Origin of the sequence: Ramlibacter sp. GCM10027632 (assembly GCF_042675325.1) — a bacterium.
Taxonomy (GTDB): domain Bacteria; phylum Pseudomonadota; class Gammaproteobacteria; order Burkholderiales; family Burkholderiaceae_C; genus Ramlibacter.
Map to the genome: position 1 here is coordinate 64,379 of NZ_JBHTGW010000013.1, position 22,034 is coordinate 86,412.

The 22,034-nt window shown below is 70.4% G+C and carries 19 protein-coding genes and 1 pseudogene; 10 read left to right on the forward strand and 10 right to left on the reverse strand.

Going from position 1 to position 22,034, the window contains the following annotated elements:
• A partial coding sequence (locus tag ACFQZY_RS17345) for a M10 family metallopeptidase C-terminal domain-containing protein (protein ID WP_377418153.1) occupies positions 1 to 2,070 on the forward strand: 2,070 nt, incomplete at its 5' end.
• Positions 2,071 to 2,171: 101 nt separating this feature from the next.
• Positions 2,172 to 6,122, forward strand: coding sequence for a beta strand repeat-containing protein (locus ACFQZY_RS17350; RefSeq protein ID WP_377418155.1), 3,951 nt, complete (start codon positions 2,172 to 2,174; stop codon positions 6,120 to 6,122).
• 64 nt (positions 6,123 to 6,186) lie between these two features.
• Here the strand turns inward: ACFQZY_RS17350 and ACFQZY_RS17355 are convergent, their stop codons facing one another.
• A complete protein-coding gene (locus tag ACFQZY_RS17355; protein ID WP_377418157.1) occupies positions 6,187 to 7,722 on the reverse strand; it encodes a S8 family peptidase in 1,536 nt (511 codons plus the stop codon).
• Between the two features lie 426 nt (positions 7,723 to 8,148).
• Complete coding sequence (locus ACFQZY_RS17360) at positions 8,149 to 9,051, reverse strand: 23S rRNA (adenine(2030)-N(6))-methyltransferase RlmJ (protein ID WP_377418193.1); 903 nt, start codon at positions 9,049 to 9,051, stop codon at positions 8,149 to 8,151.
• A gap of 218 nt (positions 9,052 to 9,269) precedes the next feature.
• Here ACFQZY_RS17360 and rplM point away from each other — a divergent pair, with 218 nt between their 5' ends.
• The 3 genes from rplM to erpA all read left to right on the forward strand — a co-directional run bounded on the left by rplM (position 9,270) and on the right by erpA (position 10,623).
• The gene (gene rplM, locus ACFQZY_RS17365; protein WP_377418159.1) at positions 9,270 to 9,701 is read left to right on the forward strand and encodes a 50S ribosomal protein L13; all 432 of its coding nucleotides are present in this window, start codon (positions 9,270 to 9,272) and stop codon (positions 9,699 to 9,701) included.
• A gap of 9 nt (positions 9,702 to 9,710) precedes the next feature.
• Positions 9,711 to 10,103 (forward strand): 30S ribosomal protein S9, encoded by a 393-nt coding sequence (gene rpsI / locus ACFQZY_RS17370; protein ID WP_377418161.1) that lies wholly within the window; start codon positions 9,711 to 9,713, stop codon positions 10,101 to 10,103.
• A 154-nt stretch (positions 10,104 to 10,257) separates the two neighbouring features.
• A complete protein-coding gene (gene erpA, locus ACFQZY_RS17375; protein ID WP_377418163.1) occupies positions 10,258 to 10,623 on the forward strand; it encodes an iron-sulfur cluster insertion protein ErpA in 366 nt (121 codons plus the stop codon).
• Here the strand turns inward: erpA and ACFQZY_RS17380 are convergent.
• On the reverse strand, positions 10,620 to 11,729 hold the full coding sequence (locus ACFQZY_RS17380) for an anhydro-N-acetylmuramic acid kinase (protein ID WP_377418165.1): 1,110 nt from the start codon (positions 11,727 to 11,729) through the stop codon (positions 10,620 to 10,622). The two genes, erpA and ACFQZY_RS17380, sit on opposite strands and share 4 nt — an antisense overlap.
• A gap of 13 nt (positions 11,730 to 11,742) precedes the next feature.
• The gene (locus ACFQZY_RS17385; protein WP_377418167.1) at positions 11,743 to 13,101 is read right to left on the reverse strand and encodes a M23 family metallopeptidase; all 1,359 of its coding nucleotides are present in this window, start codon (positions 13,099 to 13,101) and stop codon (positions 11,743 to 11,745) included.
• A gap of 155 nt (positions 13,102 to 13,256) precedes the next feature.
• On the opposite strand from ACFQZY_RS17385, the gene tyrS reads away from it, so the two are divergent.
• Positions 13,257 to 14,492 carry a tyrosine--tRNA ligase gene (tyrS, locus tag ACFQZY_RS17390; RefSeq protein ID WP_377418169.1) on the forward strand — a complete coding sequence of 412 codons (1,236 nt, stop codon included), beginning with the start codon at positions 13,257 to 13,259 and terminating at the stop codon, positions 14,490 to 14,492.
• 22 nt (positions 14,493 to 14,514) lie between these two features.
• Here tyrS and ACFQZY_RS17395 read toward each other — a convergent pair whose 3' ends face one another.
• The 4 genes from ACFQZY_RS17395 to ACFQZY_RS17410 form a co-directional block, all read right to left on the reverse strand.
• Positions 14,515 to 15,294: an ankyrin repeat domain-containing protein gene (locus tag ACFQZY_RS17395; protein WP_377418171.1), complete on the reverse strand. Its 780-nt coding sequence runs from the start codon at positions 15,292 to 15,294 to the stop codon at positions 14,515 to 14,517.
• Between the two features lie 25 nt (positions 15,295 to 15,319).
• Positions 15,320 to 15,826: a heme-binding protein gene (locus ACFQZY_RS17400; RefSeq protein ID WP_377418173.1), complete on the reverse strand. Its 507-nt coding sequence runs from the start codon at positions 15,824 to 15,826 to the stop codon at positions 15,320 to 15,322.
• Positions 15,827 to 15,945: 119 nt separating this feature from the next.
• Entirely contained in the window at positions 15,946 to 16,611 is a 666-nt protein-coding gene (locus tag ACFQZY_RS17405) for a response regulator transcription factor (protein ID WP_377418175.1), read from the reverse strand.
• Positions 16,608 to 18,050 (reverse strand): sensor histidine kinase, encoded by a 1,443-nt coding sequence (locus ACFQZY_RS17410; protein WP_377418177.1) that lies wholly within the window; start codon positions 18,048 to 18,050, stop codon positions 16,608 to 16,610. Before ACFQZY_RS17410 ends, ACFQZY_RS17405 begins: the two co-directional genes overlap by 4 nt.
• Positions 18,051 to 18,083: 33 nt before the next feature.
• On the opposite strand from ACFQZY_RS17410, the gene ACFQZY_RS17415 reads away from it, so the two are divergent.
• Complete coding sequence (locus ACFQZY_RS17415) at positions 18,084 to 18,998, forward strand: cation diffusion facilitator family transporter (RefSeq protein WP_377418179.1); 915 nt, start codon at positions 18,084 to 18,086, stop codon at positions 18,996 to 18,998.
• Positions 18,998 to 19,438, forward strand: a complete 441-nt coding sequence (gene dtd / locus ACFQZY_RS17420) for a D-aminoacyl-tRNA deacylase (RefSeq protein WP_377418181.1) — start codon at positions 18,998 to 19,000, stop codon at positions 19,436 to 19,438. Before ACFQZY_RS17415 ends, dtd begins: the two co-directional genes overlap by 1 nt.
• A 24-nt stretch (positions 19,439 to 19,462) precedes the next feature.
• Here the strand turns inward: dtd and ybeY are convergent, their stop codons facing one another.
• Together ybeY and ACFQZY_RS17430 are read right to left on the reverse strand one after the other, a co-directional pair.
• Positions 19,463 to 19,939 carry an rRNA maturation RNase YbeY gene (gene ybeY, locus ACFQZY_RS17425; protein WP_377418183.1) on the reverse strand — a complete coding sequence of 159 codons (477 nt, stop codon included), beginning with the start codon at positions 19,937 to 19,939 and terminating at the stop codon, positions 19,463 to 19,465.
• A complete protein-coding gene (locus ACFQZY_RS17430; RefSeq protein ID WP_377418185.1) occupies positions 19,926 to 20,873 on the reverse strand; it encodes a PhoH family protein in 948 nt (315 codons plus the stop codon). Before ACFQZY_RS17430 ends, ybeY begins: the two co-directional genes overlap by 14 nt.
• Before the next feature lie 26 nt (positions 20,874 to 20,899).
• On the opposite strand from ACFQZY_RS17430, the gene ruvA reads away from it, so the two are divergent.
• Complete coding sequence (gene ruvA, locus ACFQZY_RS17435) at positions 20,900 to 21,478, forward strand: Holliday junction branch migration protein RuvA (protein WP_377418187.1); 579 nt, start codon at positions 20,900 to 20,902, stop codon at positions 21,476 to 21,478.
• Positions 21,479 to 21,592: 114 nt separating this feature from the next.
• A pseudogene (locus ACFQZY_RS17440) lies at positions 21,593 to 22,034 on the forward strand (hypothetical protein); the annotation flags it as partial.

Sequence of the window (22,034 nt, forward strand, 5' to 3'; positions counted from 1 at the left end):
GAGGACGATGACGAGGCCTCGGACAGCGTGGGCATCGGCGAGGCGATCGTGTTCGAGGACGACGGCCCGTCGGTGGCGGCCAACGGCAACGTGCAGCTCGATGACGATGCATTGACGGGCGGCAACCCCGGCGGCACGGGCGATGACGCGAACTCGACCAACGCCTCGGGCACGCTGGGCCATGACTTCGGCGAGGACGATGCGGGCAGCGTCGAGTGGCTCGAGACAGGCGCGCCCACCGGCTTCTCCTACCTGAAGAACGGGGACGACCTGGAAGTGCGCCAGGGATCCCGCCTGGTCCTCACGATCACGCTGGATACAGCGACCGGTGCCTACGCCGTGACGCAGAACGCGCCGATCATGCACCCCGCCGGCGACAACGAGAACAACGTGTCGCTCACGCTGAACTACCGCGTCACCGATGGTGACGACGACACGGCCGATGGCACGCTGGTGATCAACGTGGACGACGACACGCCGATCATCAACGCCCGCACCGACCTGATCTACGCCAATGGCAGCAATCCGGCCCCCGGCGGAACGGGCGTCTTCTCGTACTCCATCGGCGCCGACGTGCACACCGGGACCTGGTCGCAGAGCAACAGCGACTTCGCCAGCGTGACGCTCCACAGCGGGACGATCGCCGGGTATGCGATCAAGAGCATGGATGTCGACTGGCAGTCGGAGGACGGCGACACCGCGGTGTTCTCCGTGTCGTTCGAGTACCTGCAGGACCCCGGCGCCGGCACCTGGGCTTCGGGCAGCGGGACGCTGACCTTCGACAAGGATGCGGGGACCTACCACCTGTCGATGGGCAATCCGTTCCCGCTCGTGCCGATGCTGGAGACGGCGTACTCGCGCGGGTTCACGGGGTATGAGGTGAACAGCCACCAGACGGACAAGACCCAGCCGATGGTGTCCGTGGCGACGGTCTCGACGCAGTTCTATGCGCAGTTCACGGGCATCAAGGAGCCGGGGAGCGGCACGGGGAGCAACAACCTCAAGGGTGGCACGGATACCCCGAACACGCTCTCGGACGGCGAGCTGTTCACCCAAGCCGCCACCTGGGTCAGCATCTCCAACGTGGCGACCGGTGTGGCCAGCGACACGATCCAGAAGGGTGAGGTCCTGGACATGGACTTCTTCACCTACAACCCGCACGGCTTCTCCAGCGTCGCGCCGGATGCGCGCATCGACGGGGTATTCCTCAAGTTCGACGGCATCAAGCGCTTCGGCGCGTCGGGCGAGGACTTCGTCGTGGTGCTCAAGCTGGTCAACGATTCAGGCGTCCACACGACCCGCGCCGTCGTCGTCGAGAACGGCGACATCTACAACAACACCATGACGGTGCCTGCGCCGTATGCCGCCATCCCGTTGGACAACAACGACGGGCTGGTGGTGATCGAGCGCAACGACTACAACCCCGAAGGCCAGACCTGGCGGATCGAGGGCATGCAGATCCTCACCACGACCGAGGGCGTCAACGGTTCGGGCTACAACCTGCAGAAGGCGGTGGGCTCGGGCGGTGGCAGCACCGGCTTGGCGATGCAGCCGTTCGACAGCGTGACCAATGACAACGACGTCATGAAGATCACCAGCATCGGCTTCCTCAGCTCCTTCACGCCCGACGCCGACCTGCACTTCGACGTCGCCGTGCAGGACGCCGACGGCGACGTCACGGCGACCCAGCGCCTGGACGTTTCCATCCTCGGCAACAGCACCTTCATCGCCGGGCCGGACACCGAGTCCATCCAGGGCCGCATCGGGCAGGGCGATGCCTTCGTGTTCAACACGGTCGCCGACAGCCCGGCGACCGCACCGGACGTGATCACCGGTTTCGTCAGCGGCCTGGACCGCATCGACCTGGTCGCCATTGACGCCGTCAGTGGGGGCGCGGACGACGCGTTCACCTGGATCAACGCCGGGCCGTTCACGAACACGGCAGGCCAGCTGCGCTACGACGCAGCGACCTTCCGGCTCCAGGGCGACGTCAACGGCGACGGCAACGCCGACTTCGTGGTCGTGCTCTCCGGGGTCGCCTCGGTGGCGGCCGGCGACCTGATGCTGTAACCAGCACCGGGCCCTCCCCGGGCCCGGACTGCCTCCAGGCCTGCCCGGCCCCGCCGGGCAGGCCGTGATCCCGTCATTCAGTGCATTCGATGGAGAGTGCCATGGCTGACTATCTTGTAACGGTCGACGAGACCGTGGATGTCCAGAACACGGACGACAGTGGTGCCACCAGCAACGACACGGGCTCGACGCTCCCGGATCGACTCGCCCAGGCGCTGACCGCCGCGGGCGGCGTGAGCGGTGTGGCGAATTCCACCGCGTTGAGTGGCGTGGACGGCACCCAGGCGAACTCGGGAGGCACCAACGTCCTGACCTTCGGCGCCGACGTGCTGGATGTCAGTTTCACCGACAGCAACGGCGACCCGCTCGATGGCCTGGACAGCGGGCTGACCACCACCAGCGGCCACCGCATCCTCCTCTACACCGGGGAGTTCGACAACAACGTGGTGCTCGGGATCGATGAACAGACCGGCGATATCGTGTTCGCGATCTACATGGAGTCGAACGCCACCAGCTTCGGCGATGGCGATGCCGACGTGAATGCCACCGGCGCCAAGCTGTGGCTGGTGCAGTTTGAGGCCATCGAGCATGGCGATGCCACCGACGACAACGACCTCGAGGTCCTGAGCAACAAGATCTTCGTCAGCGTCGACAACCTGCTCGAGTTCTCCCTGGCGGGCGCGCCTTCCGGGCAGAACCTGTTCCTGATGTTCGGCAACAAGACGCAGAACGGTGACCCGCCGACGGTGGCGATCGTCGTGACCGGCAAGAACCCGGAGGGCGGTGACACGGTGAACACCGGCCAGGGCGGCGGCGCCACCACCATCGGCAGCAACAACCAGATGATCGACCCGGGCGAGGGCATGTGGTTCACCTTCGTCGACAACCCGAACCTGGCCTACACGGTGCCCAACCTTGACCAGAACGAGGCGGACCTGGAAGCCAACATCGCCTTCGGCTCGTACCACGGCGCCGACTCGGCCTCCTTCGCGCTGGTGCAGTTGCAGCCGCCCAAGGGTGCGAGCCTGAAAATCAGCGCGTTCTTCAATACCGACGGGGCGGAGGTCGGGGCCGACTACCTCGAGGGCCTGGGGGATGGCGATGACACGCCGGTCAACATCCTGTCGGTGACCGTGGTGCGGACCGCCAAGAACGGCACCCAGACCACCTACGCATTCAGCGAGAGCGACCCCTCGTCCAAGGGCGGCATCTCGGCGGACTTCAACGGCGACACCGTGCTGCTGCGCGGCCTGGTCGCGGGTGACGACCTGACCTATGTCACCGATGGCGACCACAACCGGGTCCTGGTCGACAACGTCGGCAACCCGCAGAACGCCCGGCAGAACTCCGCCTTCGACATCGGTGCCTTCCGCCTGACCTCGGGCGGGCTGGAGACGACCGCACTCGGCGACATCGCATTCGTGGACGACGCGCCGACGGCGAGCATCGATCGCACCCTCAACGCCATCACCCTCGACGAGTCCCAGGGCACCCCTGGCGGCGACCTCACGGCCGATGACGACGATTCACCCTCCGTGGTGGCCGACCCGTTCTCGGGGGAATTCGGCACGCCGTTCGGCGCGGTGGTCGACGTGGACCTGGTCGACACCACCACCACCGTCGGCGCCGATGCCGACGGCGCGCCGGGCGCGGCCGTCACGCTCGAGATCGTCGATGGGGATGGGAGCTGGTCGGGCCTGGTGACCAGCGATGGCACCACGCACATCAACCTGTGGCAGGAGTCGCCCACCACCGTCTCCGGCCGCGCGGGCGGCGCGGACGATGCCGTGGTGTTCGTCATCCGGATCAATGGCAGCGGCCAGGTGTCGGTGGCGCAGTACGCCGCCATCGGCCACCCGCTGGGGGGCGCGAGCAACCCGGACGACCGCGTGGACCTGACCGACAGGCTCCATGCCGTGGTCACGCAGCTCGATGGTGACGACGACACGGCCTCCGACAGCATCGACATCGGCGCCGCCATCCGCTTCGAGGACGACGCCCCGACGGTCTCCGCCAACCTGACGGCCCGCCTCGACGACGACGCGCTCGGCGGCAATTCGGGCGGCACCGACGACGACACCGACGCCCAGAACCTCAGCGGAACCCTCGGTCTCACCTTCGGCCGTGACGGCGCGGGCTCGGTCGCCTGGCGTACCTCGGGCGCGCCCACGGGGTTCTCGTATGAGCTGTCCGGTGATGACCTCCTGGTCAAGCAGGGAACGACCACCGTCCTGACGCTGACGCTCGATACCGCGACCGGCGCCTACACGGTCACGCAGAACGCGCCGATCGCCCATGCGGCCGGCAGCGCCGAGAACAACGCCAGCTTCACGGTCGGTTACCGCGTCACCGACGACGACGGCGACTGGGTCGACGGCACCCTGGCGATCGACGTGGACGACGACACCCCCGTGGTCAGCGCCCGCAGCGACCTGGTCTACGCGAACTCGAGCAACCCATCGCCTGGCGGGACCGGCGTGTTCGCCTACGCCATCGGCGCCGACGCCCGCACGAGCTGGTCCGCCAGCAATTCCGACTTCTATTCCGTCGCCCTCACCGGCGGCAACGTGGGCTCGGGGGCCGGCAGCGCGATCACGCCCACGGGCGCCACCGGGACGACCTGGCAGTCGGAGTCCGCGGCATCGGCGGTGTACGCCGTGTCCTTCAGCTACGTGTCCAACCCGTTCGACGGCTCGACCAGCCAGGCGACCGGCACGCTGACCTTCAACAAGACCGCTGGCACCTACACCCTGCAGCTCGCCGCGCCGGTCTCCAGCTACAGCCTGCTCACCACCAGCACCGCCCAGGGCTTCGCCGGCTATGAGCTGAATACCAGCACGCCGGACAACACACAGCCCGCGGTGTCGGTGGCGCGCCTGTCCGGCAGCTTCCATGTGCAGTTCCAGGGCTACGCGGAGCCGGGCAGCGGCACCGGGGCCAACAACCTGGTGGCCGGGGGCGATGGCACCTTCACCAACGACCAGCAGGAGCTGTTCACGCAGGCCGCCTCGTGGGTCAGCGTGTCGGGCTCGGCGGCCGGCGTGGCCGGGGACACCATCCAGAAGGGCGAGGTGCTGGACCTGGACTTCTACCTGACCGACCCCAAGGGCAACACCGGGCTGGCACCGACCGCGACCACCAGCGGGGTCTACATCAAGTTCGACGGCATCACGCACAGCATCACGAACGGCGAGGACTTCGTGGTCGTCCTCAAGCTGATCGACGTGAACGGCGACCCCGGCACCCGCATCACCCGCGCGGTGGTGGTGGACAACTACGACATTTACGTCAAGACCGACCCGGCCATCCCGGTGCCCGCGGCCTACAGCAACGTCAGCCTCGACAACAACGACGGCCTGGTGATCATCGAGAGCAACGACTACAACCGCGACCTGGGCGGCGGCAACGTCGAGCACTACGTGATCGAGGGCCTGCAGGTGCTGGTGTCCACCGAGGGCCTCTCCGGTTCGGGCATCAGCCTGAACCCGGCGGTCGGCGCCGGTGGCTTGAGTTCCGGCACCACGGCCTTCGGCGCGGCGACCACCGACAACGACGTGATGAAGATCGTCGACATGGGCTTCTTCACCACGATCACGCCGACCAGCCAGCTGCAGTTCAACGTGGCGGTCCAGGATACCGATGGCGATGTCTCGGCCACGCAGGTGCTGGACGTGACGGTGGTGTCCGGCGCAACCTTCACCGCCGGGGCCGACCGCGAGGCGATCCAGGGCCGGGCCGGCCTGGCCGACACCTTCGTGTTCGCCTCGGTGGCCGCCAGCCCCGCCGGCGCCAGCCATGACGTGGTCAGCGGCTTCACCAGCGGCCAGGACCGCATCGATGTCTCGGGCATCGACGCGAATTCGACCGGTGGCGGCGCCAACGACGCCTTCACCTGGATCGGCGCGGCCGCCTTCTCGAACGTCGCCGGCCAGCTGCGGTTCGACGGGACGAGCCACCTGCTCGAAGGCGACGTCAATGGTGACGGGGCGGCCGACTTCGCGGTCGAACTCGCCGGCGTCGCCACGCTCCAGGCGAGCGATGTCGTGGTCTGAGTCCCCGCAAACGGCAAGGGCCGGCCCGCTTGCGCGGGCCGGCCCTTGTGCGGTCAGGGGGCGATCAGGGCGCCAGGATCACGACCTGCGTCGCGACGTTCTGTGCGCCGTCGTACTGCAGCTGCGTGCCGCTGATGTCGCCCACCGTGAAGGTGGTGCTGCGGGTGGTGCTGGACTTCAGGTTGCCGGTGCTCACGGTGCAGGCGCCGGTGCTGCCGGTCTTGCAGCTGAAGGTGCCGCCGGGGGCGAAGCTGCCCGAGACCGTGGCATTGGCGACGGCGGCGCCGGTGGCGACGTCACGCACGTTGATGGTGGCGCTGGCCTTCCAGCTGCTGCCGCCGGTGCGGGCGCCGCTGCCGCCCAGCGAGCGGACCGCGACGGTCTGGGTCACCACCGGGGCCGGCTGCGTGACCGGCGCGCTGGCGGAACCGATGGACAGCAGCAGGTTGGGCGAGCCGGTACCGGCCGCGATGACGTGGTTGGTCGTGGCGTTGGCCTTGATGGTGCTGGCCACGGTGGCCGGCGTCGCGCCGGGGTTGGCCTGCAGGATCAGGGCGGCGGCGCCGGCCACGTGCGGGGCAGCCATGGAGGTGCCGCTCATCGTGGCCGAGGCCGTGGTGCCGGCGATGCCGGCCGAGACGATGTTGTAGCCGGGGGCGAACAGGTCCAGGCAGGTGCCGATGTTGGAGAAGTAGGCGCGGTAGTCGGAGCTCATGGTCGCGCCGACGGTGATGGCGCTGGGCTCGCGGGCCGGCGAGGCGGTGCAGGCGTCGACGTTGCTGTTGCCCGCGGCGACGACCACGGTCACGCCCTTGCTGACGGCGCCGGCGACGGCCGCGTCCAGGGTGGAGGAGGCGGAGCCGCCGAGGGACAGGTTGGCCACCGCGGGGCGCGCCGTGCTCGAGGCGACATAGTCCAGGCCGGCGATGACCTGGCTCCAGGCGCCGTTGCCCGAGCAGTCGAGCACCCGCACGGGCACGACCTTCGCGCCCTTGGCCACGCCCCAGGTGGTGCCGGCGACGGTGCCCGCCACGTGGGTGCCGTGGCCGTTGCAGTCGTTGGTGCCCTGGCCGTCGGCGACGGCGGTGAATCCCGGCAGCAGGCGGCCGGCGAATTCGCTGTGGTCGGCGCGGATGCCGGTGTCGACGACGAAGGCGGTCACGCCCGCGCCGGTCTGGCTGTAGGTGTACTGGGTGTTCAGGGGCAGGTCGACCTGGTCGATGCGGTCCAGGCCCCAGGTGGCGGAGGACTGGGTGACGCTCTGCTGCAGCGAGACGGTCTGGTCCTGCTCGATCGAAGCCACATCCGGGTGGTTGCGCAGCGCATTGACGGCGGCGGCCGGCAGCGTGGCGGAGAAGCCCTTGAGCGCGTGGCCGTAGGCATGGTGCAGGCGGCCGCCGTGGGACTGGGCCATCTGCGCGCCCTGGGCGGCCGGGTTGGCGACATGGGACTTGAAGACGACGATGTAGCGATCCGCCACCGGACGGGACACCCCGTAGGGGGCGTTGACGGCGCTGCGGGTCTGAGCGGCGACCGGCAGGGCTTGCCAGGCGGCGGTGGCCAGTAACGCGATACCGAAGGTGCGGATGAATGCTTTCATGTTCGTGTCAGTCTCAATGTAAGTAATTGGTGCCAGCAGGTGGCATGCCGATCCGTCTGTCTGGTCGGGCTCTGGGGGCCCGAGGGCCTGGGCTGAAAGCCGTGGGTGCCTCTATGGGTCCGATCGTAGAAATCGGACGCACCCCGGCCTTAGGGGAATGGCGGCAGATGGCTAGGGAATCCGCGCAGAAGCGGTAGGGAAACGGCCGCGAGATGTAAACGGGAAATGGGCTCCCGTCGCCTGGGCCTTGTTACTGTCGTTACATGTCGTTGCGGATGGGCGGAAAAGCGTTGGCGGCCGATGGGCTCGGCCTGTCGTCAGGAATCGGGCGCGATGATAGGTCGGCCCGCCCGCCGATCGGCCCGGCGGGGGATGTTTGCGGTTAGCGGTTGTTTCGCCGGCCCACTGGCAGGCCGGCCGGCGGCGTCAGCCGCCCGTCTCGAGGGCGTGGCCCTGGCCGCGGCCCCGGCCCAGGGCCGCCACGAGTTGGGGCAGGGCGGCGGCGAGCGCCGGCTTCAGGGTGTGGGGCGGGTTGACGAGGAACATGCCGCTGGCCGCCAGGCCCTGCCGGCGCGGGCCTTCGCCGGGCACCTTGGGCTGCAGCGGCTCGTCGCGCTGGCCGATCGACAGCGTGGCATGCAGCCAGGGCTTGCCGGCCTGGTTGGCCAGGGTCTTGAGGCGCCGGGGCAGTTCGTGGGCCTCGGGCCGCGGGATGATGGGGTACCAGACCGCGTAGGTGCCGGTGGCGAAGCGCTTGATCGAGTCTTCGAGGCAGGCACTCACTTTCGCGTAATCGCTCTTGATCTCGTAGCTCGGATCCACCAGCACCAGGCCGCGGCGCGACGGCGGAGGCAGCAGGGCCTTGAGGGACTCGAAGCCGTCGGCCCGCGTCACGGCCACCTGCCGGCCGGCGCGCAGCTGGGCCACGTGGGCGGCCAGGGCCTGGCTGTCGGTGGGGTGCATCTCGAACAGCTTGAGCCGGTCGCGGGCTTCCTCGCGCAGGAATTTCTGGATCACGAAGGGCGAGCCGGGGTAGAGCTTCAGGCGGCCTTCGTGGTTGAAGGAGCGCACCACCTCCAGGTAGTCGGCCAGCGCGGGCGCTGGCTCGGGCAGGTCGGCGGCCAACAGCTTGCGGATGCCGTCGTCGGCCTCGCCGGAGGTGCTGGCGTAGTCGTCGTCGAGCCGGTAGAGGCCGGCGCCGGCATGGGTGTCCACCGCCAGCAGGGCGGCGGGTTTCTGCACCAGGTGCTTGAGGGTGGCGATCAGCACCAGGTGCTTGAGCACGTCGGCGTGATTGCCGGCGTGGAAGGCGTGCCGGTAACTGAACATGGTGCCCATGGTAGCCGCCCTGGAGGGGGACTGGCGCAACCCGGGCGATTCTTCATATAATCCAAGGCTCTGCAGCGTTCTCGTGGTCCCGCGGCAGATAACACGCACGTGCGACACGCCAGTGGCGCCCGCCCGTGGAAACCCCGCCTAAGAGGTCCCCAGAAGAGGGACGCCGAACGCGGAAAAGGACCGCCAAACCACTTTCTCGAAAGAGTCTCATGACCAAAACGTTCAGCGCAAAACCCGCTGACGTGACGCACGAGTGGTTTGTGATTGACGCCACCGACAAGGTGCTCGGACGGATTGCCAGCGAAGCAGCCCTCCGTTTGCGCGGCAAGCACAAGGCCATTTACACGCCTCACGTCGATACCGGCGATTACATCGTCGTCATCAACGCAGACAAGATCCGTGTCACCGGCACGAAGGATCTGAACAAGAAGTACTACCGTCACTCGGGCTTCCCGGGCGGTATCTACGAAACCAACTTCCGCGACCTGCAAGCCAAGCATCCTGGCCGTGCGCTCGAGAAGGCCGTCAAGGGCATGCTGCCCAAGGGTCCCCTCGGCTACGCCATGATCAAGAAGCTCAAGGTGTACGCCGGTGCCGAGCACCCGCACACCGCGCAGCAGCCCAAGCAGCTGGACATCTAAGGAGCGGACATGATTGGTGAATGGAACAACGGCACCGGCCGCCGCAAGAGCAGCGTCGCCCGTGTCTTCCTGAAGAAGGGTACCGGCAAGATCACGGTCAACGGCAAGAGCATCGAACAGTTCTTCGGCCGCCAGACCTCGATCATGATCGCCAAGCAGCCCCTGGTGCTGACCAACCATGTCGAGACTTTCGACATCCAGGTCAACGTCCACGGCGGCGGTGAATCCGGCCAGGCCGGTGCCACCCGTCACGGCATCACCCGCGCCCTGATCGACTACGACGCGTCCCTCAAGCCCGCGCTGTCCGCAGCCGGCTTCGTGACCCGCGACGCCCGTGAAGTCGAGCGTAAGAAGGTCGGCCTGCACTCCGCTCGCCGCCGCAAGCAGTTCAGCAAGCGTTAATCGCCCGCTCCTGCAGCGAGAAGCCGCACCGGTTCGCCGGATGCGGCTTTTTCTTTGCACCAAAGCCCCCACGCGAGGGGGCGGCAAGGCGCGCCGCGCCTTGCAACCGGCGCGGATGGCCTAACATACCCGCCTGAATCGATAAGGAATTCCCATGAGCGCTGTTGCCGAGAACATCCAGACCGACATGCCTGCCCCGCTGCTGTTCACCGACAGCGCCGCGGCCAAGGTGGCCGACCTCATCGCCGAAGAAGGCAACCCCGACCTGAAGCTGCGCGTGTTCGTGCAGGGTGGCGGCTGCTCCGGCTTCCAGTACGGCTTCACCTTCGACGAGATCACCAACGACGACGACACCGTCATGACCAAGAACGGCGTGTCGCTCCTGATCGACGCCATGAGCTACCAGTACCTGGTGGGCGCCGAGATCGACTACAAGGAAGACCTGCAGGGCGCGCAGTTCGTGATCAAGAACCCGAACGCCACCACCACCTGCGGCTGCGGCTCCAGCTTCTCGGTCTAAGCCGGGTACACGCACCCCAGCACACGGGCGCCCCTGGCGCCCGTGGTGCTTTGGAGGTCCAGCTTTTCACCCTCGAGGGCCTTGCGGGCCAGCCAGGCGAAGGCCGCGGCCTCGACCTGCAGCGGCGGCAGGCCGGCCGCCTGGCTGCCGGCCACGGCGACGCCGGGCAGCAGCGCGGCGAGCCGCTGCATCAGGAAGTCGTTGAGGGCCCCGCCGCCGCAGACGACCAGTTGCCCGAGGCCGGGGGCATGCCGCATGAGATCGTCGGCGCAGGCGCGCGCGGTGAGCTCGGCGAGCGTGGCCTGGACGTTCTCGGGCGCGATCTCGCCGAAGGCCGCGAGGTGGCCGGCCAGCCACTGCAGGTGGAACAGGTCGCGGCCGGTGCTCTTGGGCGGCGGACGCGAAAAGTAAGCGTCGGACTGGAGGGCCGCCAGCAGGGCCTCGTGCACCCGGCCGCTGGCGGCCCAGGCGCCGCGGTCGTCGTAGGCGCGGCCCAGGTGCTGCTGGCACCAGCCGTCCATGAGGGCGTTGCCGGGGCCGCAGTCGAACCCGAGCTGGCTGCCGTCGGCCCGCAGCACGGTGAGGTTGGAGATGCCGCCGATGTTCAGCAGGCCCAGGGCCTGGCCCGGGCGGCCGAACCAGGCGCGGTGGAAGAAGGGGGCGAGGGGCGCGCCCTGGCCGCCGGCCGCGACGTCGCGGCTGCGGAAGTCCGCCACCACCGGGATGCCGGTGAGCTCCGCGAGCAGGGCGGGCTGGTTCAACTGGAGGGTGTAGCCGGTGCCGTCGAACTCCTGCGGGCGATGGCGCACGGTCTGGCCATGGGCGCCGATGGCGCGGACCGCTCCGGGGGCCACGCCGCAGCGGGCCAGCAGGTCCTGGACGACCTGCGCGTAGACGCGCACCAGGCCGTTGCCCGCAAGCGCGGCGCGGTGCAGTTCGTCGGGGCCGGAGGTGTTGAGCGCGAGGAGCTCGGCGCGCAGGGCGTCGGGGAAGGGGGCGCTGGCATGGGCCAGCACGCGCCCCGGGGCGGCGCTGAAGTCGGCGAGGACCCCGTCGACCCCGTCCAGCGAGGTGCCGGACATCAGGCCGATGTACAGGGCGCCCACGGTGGCAGCGGTCTTATTCGATGCTGGCCGTGAGGGCCATGCCGGCCGCGGCTTCGAGCTTCAGGCGCATGGCGCCGGCGAGCTTGTCGAAGGCGGGGCGGGCTTCTGCGGACAGCGGCAGGCCCTCGGCGCGGCGCGCCACGGTCAGCGGGTCCTGGTGCCGGCCGTTCACGCGGAACTCGAAGTGCAGGTGCGGGCCGGTGGACATGCCGGTGGAGCCGACCGCGCCCACGCGCTGGCCCTGGGTGACCTTCTGGCCGGCGCGCACGTCGATGCGCGAGAGGTGGGCGTACAGGGTGGAGTCGCTGCCGTTGTGCTTGATGATGACCACGTTGCCGTAGCCGCCCTGGCGGCCGGCGAACTCGACCTGGCCGTCGCCCACGGTGCGCACCGGGGTGCCGGTGGGGGCGCCGTAGTCCACGCCCAGGTGGGCGCGCATGGTCTGCAGCACCGGGTGGAAGCGCATGGCGAAGCCGCTGGTCACCCGCGAGAACTCCATCGGCGAGGCGAGGTAGACGCTTTGCAGGGTCTTGCCGTCCAGCGAGTAGTAGGCGCCCTTCTTGCCGGCCTCCTGGAACCACAGGGCGTCGTGCGTGGTGCCGTTGTTCACGAACTGGACCGACAGCACGCGGCCGGTGCGCATCGGCTCGCCGTCGGCCTCGAGGGTTTCGTAGACCACGCTGAAGCGGTCGCCCTTGCGCAGGCCGCGGTGGAAGTCGACGCGGCCGCCGAGGATGTCGGCCACCTGGATGGCGATTTCGTCGGGAATGCGGGCGTCGTCGACCGCAGCGAACAGCGAGGTGCGGATGGTGCCGCTGCCCAGGCGGGCGGAGGGCACGAGGGCGGCGGTCTCGACACGGCTGGTGAAGCGGCCGTCGGTGCCGCGCTCGATCACCAGGCGGCGGAAGGTGCCGTCGCTGTCGGGCGTCCAGCGCGCGGTGAGGCGCTCCAGGCCCTGCTTGTCATTGGCTTCGACGGTGACCTGCCGGCCGGTGCGACCGAGCACCTGGCTGCGGAAGGCGGTGTCGCCGCGCACGAAGGCGGCGGCGGCGGCATCGCTCAGGCCCAGGCGGGCGAACAGGGTGTCGACGGTGTCGGAGCTGCGAACGCCCTCGGTGCGGAACAGGCGCAGCGCGTGCAGGTCCAGGGCCTGCGCCTGGCTGGCGAGGTCCAGGGGCACGACGGACTCGACCACCTCGCGCACCGGGACGTCGGCGGCGTCGGGGCCGAAGCTGGCCACGGCGAACGCGCCGCCGCCACCACCCAGCAGCGCGGCCGCCAGCAGGGCGGTGATGTGCTTGGGATGGTGCTCCAGCGCGTGGGCTGCTCGCGCGGCCAGTCGGCGGCCGGCGGCCAGGAGGTTGTTGTTCAAGTCTGCGGGTCCTTGGCGGGTGGGTGTCTTGCGTCTTCGCCCGTGAAGCGGCTCGCTACGGGAAGTGCCGATCAGGGGGTGACTAGAATCGGCCTTCCCCAAAAGCTGGCCCGAGTATACCGGGTCGGTGGCCCGACGAATCCGTAAAAAGCCTTATGAATCAAGCCACTGTAACAACCGCCCACCCCGTGACGGACCGCGTGCGGGAGGCGATGGCAGTGTCACTGCGCGGCTGCGAGGAGCTGCTGCCGCGCGAGGAATGGGAGCGCAAGCTGGCCCGGTCCGAGGCCACCGGCGTGCCGCTGCGGATCAAGCTGGGCCTGGACCCGACGGCGCCGGACATCCACGTGGGCCATACCGTGGTCCTGAACAAGATGCGCCAGCTGCAGGACCTGGGCCACCAGGTGATCTTCCTGATCGGCGACTTCACCTCCCTGATCGGCGATCCCTCGGGCCGCAACAGCACCCGCCCGCCGCTCACGCCCGAGCAGATCAAGGTCAACGCCGAAACCTACTACCGCCAGGCCAGCCTGGTACTGGACCCGTCGAAGACCGAGATCCGCTACAACAGCGAGTGGTCCGAGCCGCTGGGCGCGACCGGCATGATCCAGCTGGCGGCCAAGTACACCGTGGCCCGCATGATGGAGCGCGACGACTTCCACAAGCGCTTCACCCAGGGCCAGAGCATCTCGGTGCACGAATTCCTGTACCCGCTGATGCAGGGCTACGACTCGGTGGCCCTGAAGTCCGACCTGGAGCTGGGCGGCACCGACCAGAAGTTCAACCTGCTGATGGGGCGCCACCTGCAGCAGGAGTGGGGCCAGGAGCCCCAGTGCATCCTGACCATGCCGCTGCTCGAGGGCCTCGACGGCGTGGACAAGATGTCCAAGAGCAAGAACAACTACATCGGCATCAGCGAGGACCCGAACACCATGTTCGCCAAGGTGATGTCGATCTCGGACACGCTGATGTGGCGCTGGTACACCCTCCTGAGCTTCCGCAGCGAGGCCGACATCGCGGCGCTGCGCCGGGAGGTCGAGGGCGGCCGCAACCCGCGCGATGCCAAGGTGGCCCTGGCCAAGGAGATCACGGCGCGTTTCCACAGCGCTGCCGCGGCCGACGGCGCGGAGCAGGACTTCGTGAACCGCAGCAAGGGCGGCGTGCCCGACGAGATTCCCGAGGTCTCGCTGTCCGGCGTGCCCCTGGGCATCGGCGCGCTGCTCAAGTCGGCCGGCCTGGCACCCTCCACCTCGGAGGCCAACCGCCTCATCGACGGCGGCGGCGTGCGGGTCGATTCCAGCGTCGTCAGCGACAAGGGCCTCAAGCTCGAGGCCGGCACCTATGTCGTGCAGGTGGGCAAGCGCAAGTTCGCCCGCGTGACGCTGGCCTGATCCCGGTCCCGCGGCGCCGGCGCTATTTCGCGCCGGCCGCTTCCAGCATCTTCACCATTGCCGCGTAGCCCCGCTGCCGCGCCAGCTGCAGCGGCGTGCGGCCATTGCGGTCGGCCAGCTGCAGGTTGGCGCCCGCATCGACCAGGACCTTCAGGGTGGCCTGGTGGCGCGGCCCGCCATCGCCCAGCACGATGGCCTCGATCACCGCCGTCCAGTGCAGGTTGTTCACGTGGTCCAGCGGCGCGCCCGCGGCCACCAGCTGCCGCACCACGCCGTCATGCCCCAGGTGGGCCGCGGCGATCAGCGCGGTGCCGTCGTAGCGGCTGGTCACCCGCTTCGCGCTGGCGCCCAGCGACAGCAGCATGCGCAAACTGGCCTCGTCGTCGGCCACGGCGGCAATGGTGACCGCGTCGTAGCGGTCGTTGTCCATCGCGTCCAGGCGCGCGCCGGCCTGGGCCAGCGCCCGGATCGCCTCGGGGTGGCGGGCGAAGGTGGCCACGTGCAGCGGCGTGCGGCCATTGCCGTCGCGGGCCTCGAGGGCCGAGGCCCCGCCGCCGGCCGCCAGCTGGCGGATCGCCGCCGCGTCGCCGCGCCAGGCCGCGGCATGCAGGCCCCGGTAGGCTGCGGCCTCCGGCGCGGACGGGCCGACCTGGGCCGCCGCCGGCCCGGCGGCCACGAGGGCCACGAAGGGCGTGATGGGCAGGGCCAGCGCCACGGCCTGGGACAGCACCGCGAGGGCGGTGCGCGCCCGCCGGGCGATGGTGGCAGGCGTGCTGGCGATCGGTGCGCGGCGGTCGGCCATGGCGCGTCTCCTTCGTGCGCGGGGATTACTTCAGCAGGTCCTTGACCTTGTCCAGCGCGGCGACGGCGCACTGCTCGTCGATCTGGCCCGAGGGCGCACCGCCCACCCCCACCGCGCCGATCACCTCGTTGCCCACGCGCACCGGCACGCCGCCGCCCAGAAGCAGGTAGCCGGGGATGTTCACCAGGTTGGCGGCGGCCGGGTTCTTCTGCGCGACCTCCATGATGGCCAGCGTGTTGTTCTTGGCCGAGGCCGAGGTGTAGGCCTTCATGCGGCTGGCCTCCAGCGTGTGCGGGCCGGCGTTGTCGGCGCGGTGGACCGCGCGCACCACGCCGGCGCGGTCGACCACCGTGGCCGTCACGTTGTAGCCGCCGGCGGTGCAGGCGGCGACGGTGGCCGAGGCGATCTGGTTGGCCAGGTCGAGCGAGACGTTGCGCTCGGTGCGCACCGCCTGGGCGGAGGCGCTGCCGGCGGCGGCCGCGGCGAGGGCGAAGGCGAGGGCGAAGGCGAGGGTGGATGCGAGCTTGTTCATGGGTTCTCCGGTTCGGGTTTCAGTGTCTGGACGGCCCGCGGCGGACCGTGGGTGCACTGTAGGAACCGGCGCCCGCCGGCGCCATCCGAGCGGCTACGCGGGCCGCTGCGTAGAACTACTCAGGGCCCCGGTTCGGCGCCACCCGCGCCGTCGCCCTCGGCGAGGTCGGCGTACTGGCGAATCAGCAGGGCCAGCGAGTCCACCGCGAGCTTCTCGAACACGTGGGCGCGGTGGTTCTCCACGGTCCGCGGCGACAGCCCCAGCACGCGGCCGATCTCCTTGTTGGTCAGGCCCTGCACGATCAGGCGCAGCACCTCGCGCTCGCGCTCCGAGAGCTGGGCGTGGCGCTCGCGCGCGGCCTGCCCGGCGCGCAGCCGCTCGCGGGTGCCCACGTGCTGGCGCACGGCCGACTGCAGCGCCTCGAGCAGGGCGTCGTCGTCGACCGGCTTCTCCAGGAATTCGGCGGCGCCGCCCTTGAAGGCGCGCCGGCACATGTCCACCGTGCCATGGCCAGTGAGCATGATCACCGGGTGGTCCATGCCGCGCGCCTGCAGCCGCTCCAGCACCTGCAGCCCGCCCACCCCGGGCATGCGCACGTCGAGCACGATGGCGCCGATGCCGCCGCCGTCGAAGCCATCAAGGAAGGCCTGCGGGTCGGCCCAGGGCTGCACCCGCAGGCCGATGGTGCCGATCAGGAGCTCCAGGCTGGCGCGCACCGCGGCGTCGTCGTCGACGAGGTGCACCAGGGGGGATTGCGCGTTGGCGGTCTGGGTCGTGGCGTTCATGGCGTGGCCCGGGGCAGGGTCAGTCGGAAGCTGGCGCCGCGCGGCGCGTGGTTGGCGGCCTCGAGGCGGCCCCCGAGCCGGCCGGCCAGGGTTTCGCACAGGCTCAGGCCCAGCCCCATGCCGCCCGGGCGGGTGGTGAAGAACGGCTCGAACAGCCGGGGCAGGGCCTCGGGCGCGATGCCCGGGCCGGTGTCGGTCACCGCGAGGCGGCCGTCGCCGCCCTCCTGCGAGGTGGCGAGCACCAGCCGGCGCTGGCCCGCCGGCACCTGCTCCAGGGCCTGCATCGCGTTCATCACCAGGTTGTGGACGATCTGCTCCAGGGCCACCGGCTCGGCGAGCACCCGCACCGGCGGGCCCTCGACCCAGGCCTCGATGCCATGCCGCTGCAGTTGCGGCGCCAGCAGGTGCAGCGCGCCGCGGGCCGCGGCCTCGAGGTCCACTGGCTCGCGCACCGCCGGGTCCGGGTGCTCCAGCGTGCGGCGCAGGCGGCCCACCACGTCGGCGGCGCGTCGGGCCTGTCCGGCGGCCTGCGACATCGCGCCGCGCGCGGTGGCCAGGTCGGGCGGGTCCTCGGCCAGCAGGCGGCTGGCGGCCTGGGTGTTGGCGAGCAGCGCGGTCAGTGGCTGGTTCAATTCGTGCGCCATGCCGGCGGCCAGCTCGCCCAGGGCATTGAGCCGGCCGACCTGGCCGAGGCGCAGCAGGTCCTCGGCGCGCCGGCGCTGCTCGCGCAGGGCCAGCAGCGTGCGGGCCACCGCCAGCGCGCCGGCGCAGGCCAGCGCCCACAGCGCCATGCGGCCCCAGGGCAGCTCGCCCCAGCCGACGCTGCGGCTGGCCACCAGGGCGAAGGGCTGGCTGGCCGAGCCCAGCACCTTGGTAGCCTCGAAGCGCCAGCCCCCGGCCTGCGCCGCGCCCGGCTGCAGCAGGAAGGACTGGCCGGCCATTTCCAGCGTCATGCGCACCGGCGCGGCGGAGGCGGGCCATTCGGCGGCCGGCACCGCCTCCCGCAGCGACAGCTGCAAGGCGAAGCTGGCCGGCTCGCCGGCGAGCACCAGCCAGTAGCGGCCCTGGGCCAGGTCCAGCGGGCCGGGCACGGGCCGCCGCTGGCGGCGCGACTCGGCCTGGGCGGCTTCCAGCGCCGGGTCGACCCAGGGCTGCGCGCCATCGCGTCGCTGCACCGCCACCACCTGCGGGTACAGCGAGGGCAGGCGGCGTTCGGCCGCCTCCGGCCCGGGGGCGGGCTGCAGCAGGGCGAGTGTCGCCAGCGCCGCGTCGTGCTGCGCCATCCGCTGGCTCAGGAGGCGGTGGGCGATGCGTGCGTCGGTGTCGAACGCGGCGTAGAGATGGGACAGCTCGAGGCGGGCCAGCGCCGCGGCCCCTGCCACGGCGAGCAGGGCCCACAGGCCCAGCCACGGGGCATGGCGGCGGATCCAGGTGCGCATGGGCGCATTGTGGCGCTGGGCCACAATCGACGCATGGCGACGACGCTCCTTGCCCGACTCACGCCGCGCCGCCTGCTCGCGGTGTCGGCCGGCGTCGCGGTGCTCACCATCACGCTCAAGACCCTGGCCTGGCAGGTCACCGGCTCGGTGGCCCTGCTGTCCGATGCGATGGAATCCTTCGTCAACCTGGCCAGCGCCCTGTTCGCGCTGGTCATGGTCACGGTGGCCGAGGCCCCGCCCGACGAGGCCCACCCGTACGGTCACCACAAGGCCGAATATTTTTCCTCCGGCTTCGAGGGCATCCTGATCATCGGCGCGGCGCTGGGCATCATCTGGGCCGCCGGCCACCGCCTGTTCGACCCGCAGCCGCTGGAGCGCATCGACTGGGGCCTGGGCCTGTCGGTCGCCAGTTCCGCGCTGAACGGCCTGCTGGCGTGGGTCATGCACCGCGCCGCGCGCGAGCACCGCTCGATCGCGCTGGAAGCCGACGCCCGCCACCTGGTCACCGACGTCTGGACCTCGGTCGGCGTCGTCGCCGGCATCGCCCTGGCCGGCCTGACCGGCTGGCTCTGGCTCGATGCGGCGGTGGCCATCGGCGTCGCGCTGAACATCCTGCGCGAGGGCATCGAACTGCTGCACCGCTCCTCGCAGGGCCTGATGGACGAGGCGCTGGAGCCCGAGGTGCAGGCGCAGATCCAGCGCACGCTGGCGGGCTTCGCCCATGACGCCGTGCGCTTCGACCATGTGACCACCCGCAAGGCCGGCCAGCGCCGCTTCGCGGACATGCACATGCACATGCCCGCCGACTGGACCTTGGGACGTGCCGCGGCCCTGCGCAACGCGGTGGAACAGGCCCTCATGGGGGAGGTGCCGGGACTGCGCGCCACGATCCAGCTGCTGCCCAGCGACGTCGAGGCGCATGTCGATGACAGGAAGGACGTGGACTGATGCTGGCGGTGATCCAGAGGGTGCGCGAGGCGCGCGTGGACGTGGGCGACGAGGCGGTGGGCGAGATCGGCGCCGGCCTGCTGGTGCTGGTGTGCGCCGAACCCGGCGACACCGAGGCCCAGGCCGACCGGCTGCTGGCCAAGCTGCTGAAGCTGCGGATCTTCAGCGACGAGGCCGGCAAGATGAACCGCAGCGTGCAGGACATCGACGGCGGGCTCCTGTTCGTGAGCCAGTTCACCCTGGCGGCCGACACCGCCGGCGGCAACCGCCCGAGCTTCACCGGCGCCGCGCCCGCCGCGCTCGGCGAGCACCTGTACGACTACCTGTGCCAGCAGGCGCGCATGGCGCACCCGCGCGTGGGCACCGGCCGCTTCGGCGCCCACATGCAGGTCTCGCTGGTGAACGACGGGCCGGTGACGATCCCGATGCGGATCCTGTAGGGCCGGCCCGGGATCCCGCAGGGGTCAGTAGGGGTTGGGATAGCCCAGGGCCTGCAGCAGCAGCACCTCCAGGGCCTCCATCTCGAGCGCGTCGCGCTCGTTCGTCTCGTGGTCGTAGCCCTGCGCGTGCAGGGTGCCGTGCACCAGCAGGTGGGCGTAGTGTTCCTCGAGCGACTTGCCCTGTTCCTTCGCCTCGCGCTCCACCACCGGGCCGCACAGCACCAGGTCGCCGGTGACCACCGGCTCGCGGGTGTAGTCGAAGGTCAGGACGTTGGTGGCGTAGTCCTTGCGCCGGTACTGGCGGTTGAGGGCGCGGCCCTCGTCCTCGCCGACGATGCGCACCGCGATCTCGCCGGGATGCTTCAGCGCCATCTCCATCCAGCGCTTCACGCGCGGCTTGCGCAGCAGGGCCTTGTGGGCGGCCAGGCCGGGGAAATCGCCGAACTGCAGTTCGAGCTCGAGGGTGGGGGCGGGAGCGGGAGGCAGCTTAGCGCGCGGCATCGGATTTCCTGGCGGCGTCGTAGGCGTCGACGATGCGGGCCACCAGCGGGTGGCGCACCACGTCGGCGCTGGTGAATCGGGTGTGGGCGATGCCCTTGACGCGCCGCAGGATGCGCTCGGCATCCACCAGGCCCGAGAGCTGGCCCTTGGGCAGGTCGATCTGGCTGATGTCGCCGGTGACCACGCACTTGCTGCCGAAGCCGATGCGGGTGAGGAACATCTTCATCTGCTCGGGCGTGGTGTTCTGCGCCTCGTCGAGGATGACGAAGGCGTTGTTCAGGGTGCGCCCGCGCATGAAGGCGAGCGGCGCGATCTCCAGCGCGTTGCGCTCGAAGGCCTTGGTCACGCGGTCGAAGCCCATGAGGTCGTAGAGCGCGTCGTACAGCGGGCGCAGGTACGGGTCCACCTTCTGCGTGAGGTCGCCGGGCAGGAAACCGAGCTTCTCGCCGGCCTCCACCGCGGGCCGCGTGAGCACGATGCGCTGCACCGCGCTGCGCTCCAGCGCGTCGACCGCGCAGGCCACCGCCAGGTAGGTCTTGCCGGTGCCGGCAGGGCCGATGCCGAAGGTGATGTCGTGGTGGGCGATGTTGTCCAGGTAGACGCTCTGGGTCGGGGTGCGGGCGCGCAGGTCGGCGCGGCGGGTGTGCAGCACCAGGGCGCCATCGTCGCCTTCCTCGAGCGAGGCGTCGCCGGCGAGCATCAGCTGCACCTTCTCGGCGGGAATGGGGCGCGCGGCGATCTCGTACAGCGCCTGCAGGACCTCCAGCGCGCGCTGCGCCTTGGCCTTGGGGCCGTCGACCTTGAACTGCTCGTGGCGGTGGGCGATCGACACCTGCAGCGCCGCCTCGATGGTGCGCAGGTGTTCGTCGGTGGGGCCGCACAGGTGGGCCAGGCGGGCGTTGTTCGGCGGCGAGAAAGTGTGGCGGAGGATCAAGCTGATAATCCAGAGAGAGGATCACGATGATAGGCAAACTCACCGGCACCCTGGCCGACAAGAACCCGCCCCAGCTGCTGGTGGACTGCAATGGCGTCGGCTACGAGGTCGACGTGCCCATGAGCACCTTCTACAACCTGCCGAACACCGGCGAGAAGGTGAGCCTGCTGACGCATTTCGTCGTCCGCGAGGACGCCCAGATCCTCTACGGCTTCGCCACCCCCGGCGAGCGCGACACCTTCCGGCAGCTGATCCGCATCTCCGGCGTCGGCCCGCGCACCGCGCTGTCGGTGCTGTCCGGCATGAGCGTGGCCGAGATCGCCCATGCCGTCACCGCGCAGGACGCCGGCCGCCTGGTCAAGGTGCCCGGCATCGGCAAGAAGACGGCCGAGCGCCTGCTGCTGGAGCTCAAGGGCAAGCTCGGCGCCGACCTCGGCCCGGTGGGCGGTGGCGGCGCCGCCACCGACGACCAGGCCGACATCCTCCAGGCCCTGCTGGCCCTGGGCTACAGCGACAAGGAGGCCTCCTCGGCCCTCAAGGCCCTGCCCGCCGGCATCGGCGTGAGCGAGGGCATCAAGGCGGCGCTCAAGGCGCTGGCGCGCTGAGGCGCGGCCCGGGCCTCCGGTCGGCCCGCAGCGGACGCGTTTCGTTCGGCAACAGCAGGCGCCAGGGTGCCGGCCCAGAATCCGGTGATTCGACCCGGCTGGAGGTGCCACACCATGGAACGCCTTGAGATTCGACGCGGCCAGCGCCTGGGGGCGGCGGGCTGGCGGGTCCTCCTGACCCTCCTCATCCTGACCCTTCTCACCCTCTTGGCCGCCTGCGGCGGCGAGGGCGGTTTGCCCGGGGGCGGCGGCAACGGCAGCCGCACCGACCCGGTCCCCGCGATCACGGCCGACCCGGCGAACGCGGCCCTGCCCCGCATCGAACCCTACGAGCACGGGGCGCCCCAGTCCACCCAGTTTCCCCAGTCCGCCGCGTTGCGCGACCTGACCGCCCCCGAGTCCCCGGCCGCCGTGGCCGCGGCGGCCCGGGTCGACCTGGGTCCGCTGCCGGCAGCGCAGGCGCGGGCCGTCGAGGCGGGGCGCGCCGCCCCGGCCGACCCGCGCAAGGCCCGTCCCATCGGCCTGACCCGCGCGTCGGCCGCCACGGCCGACGCCG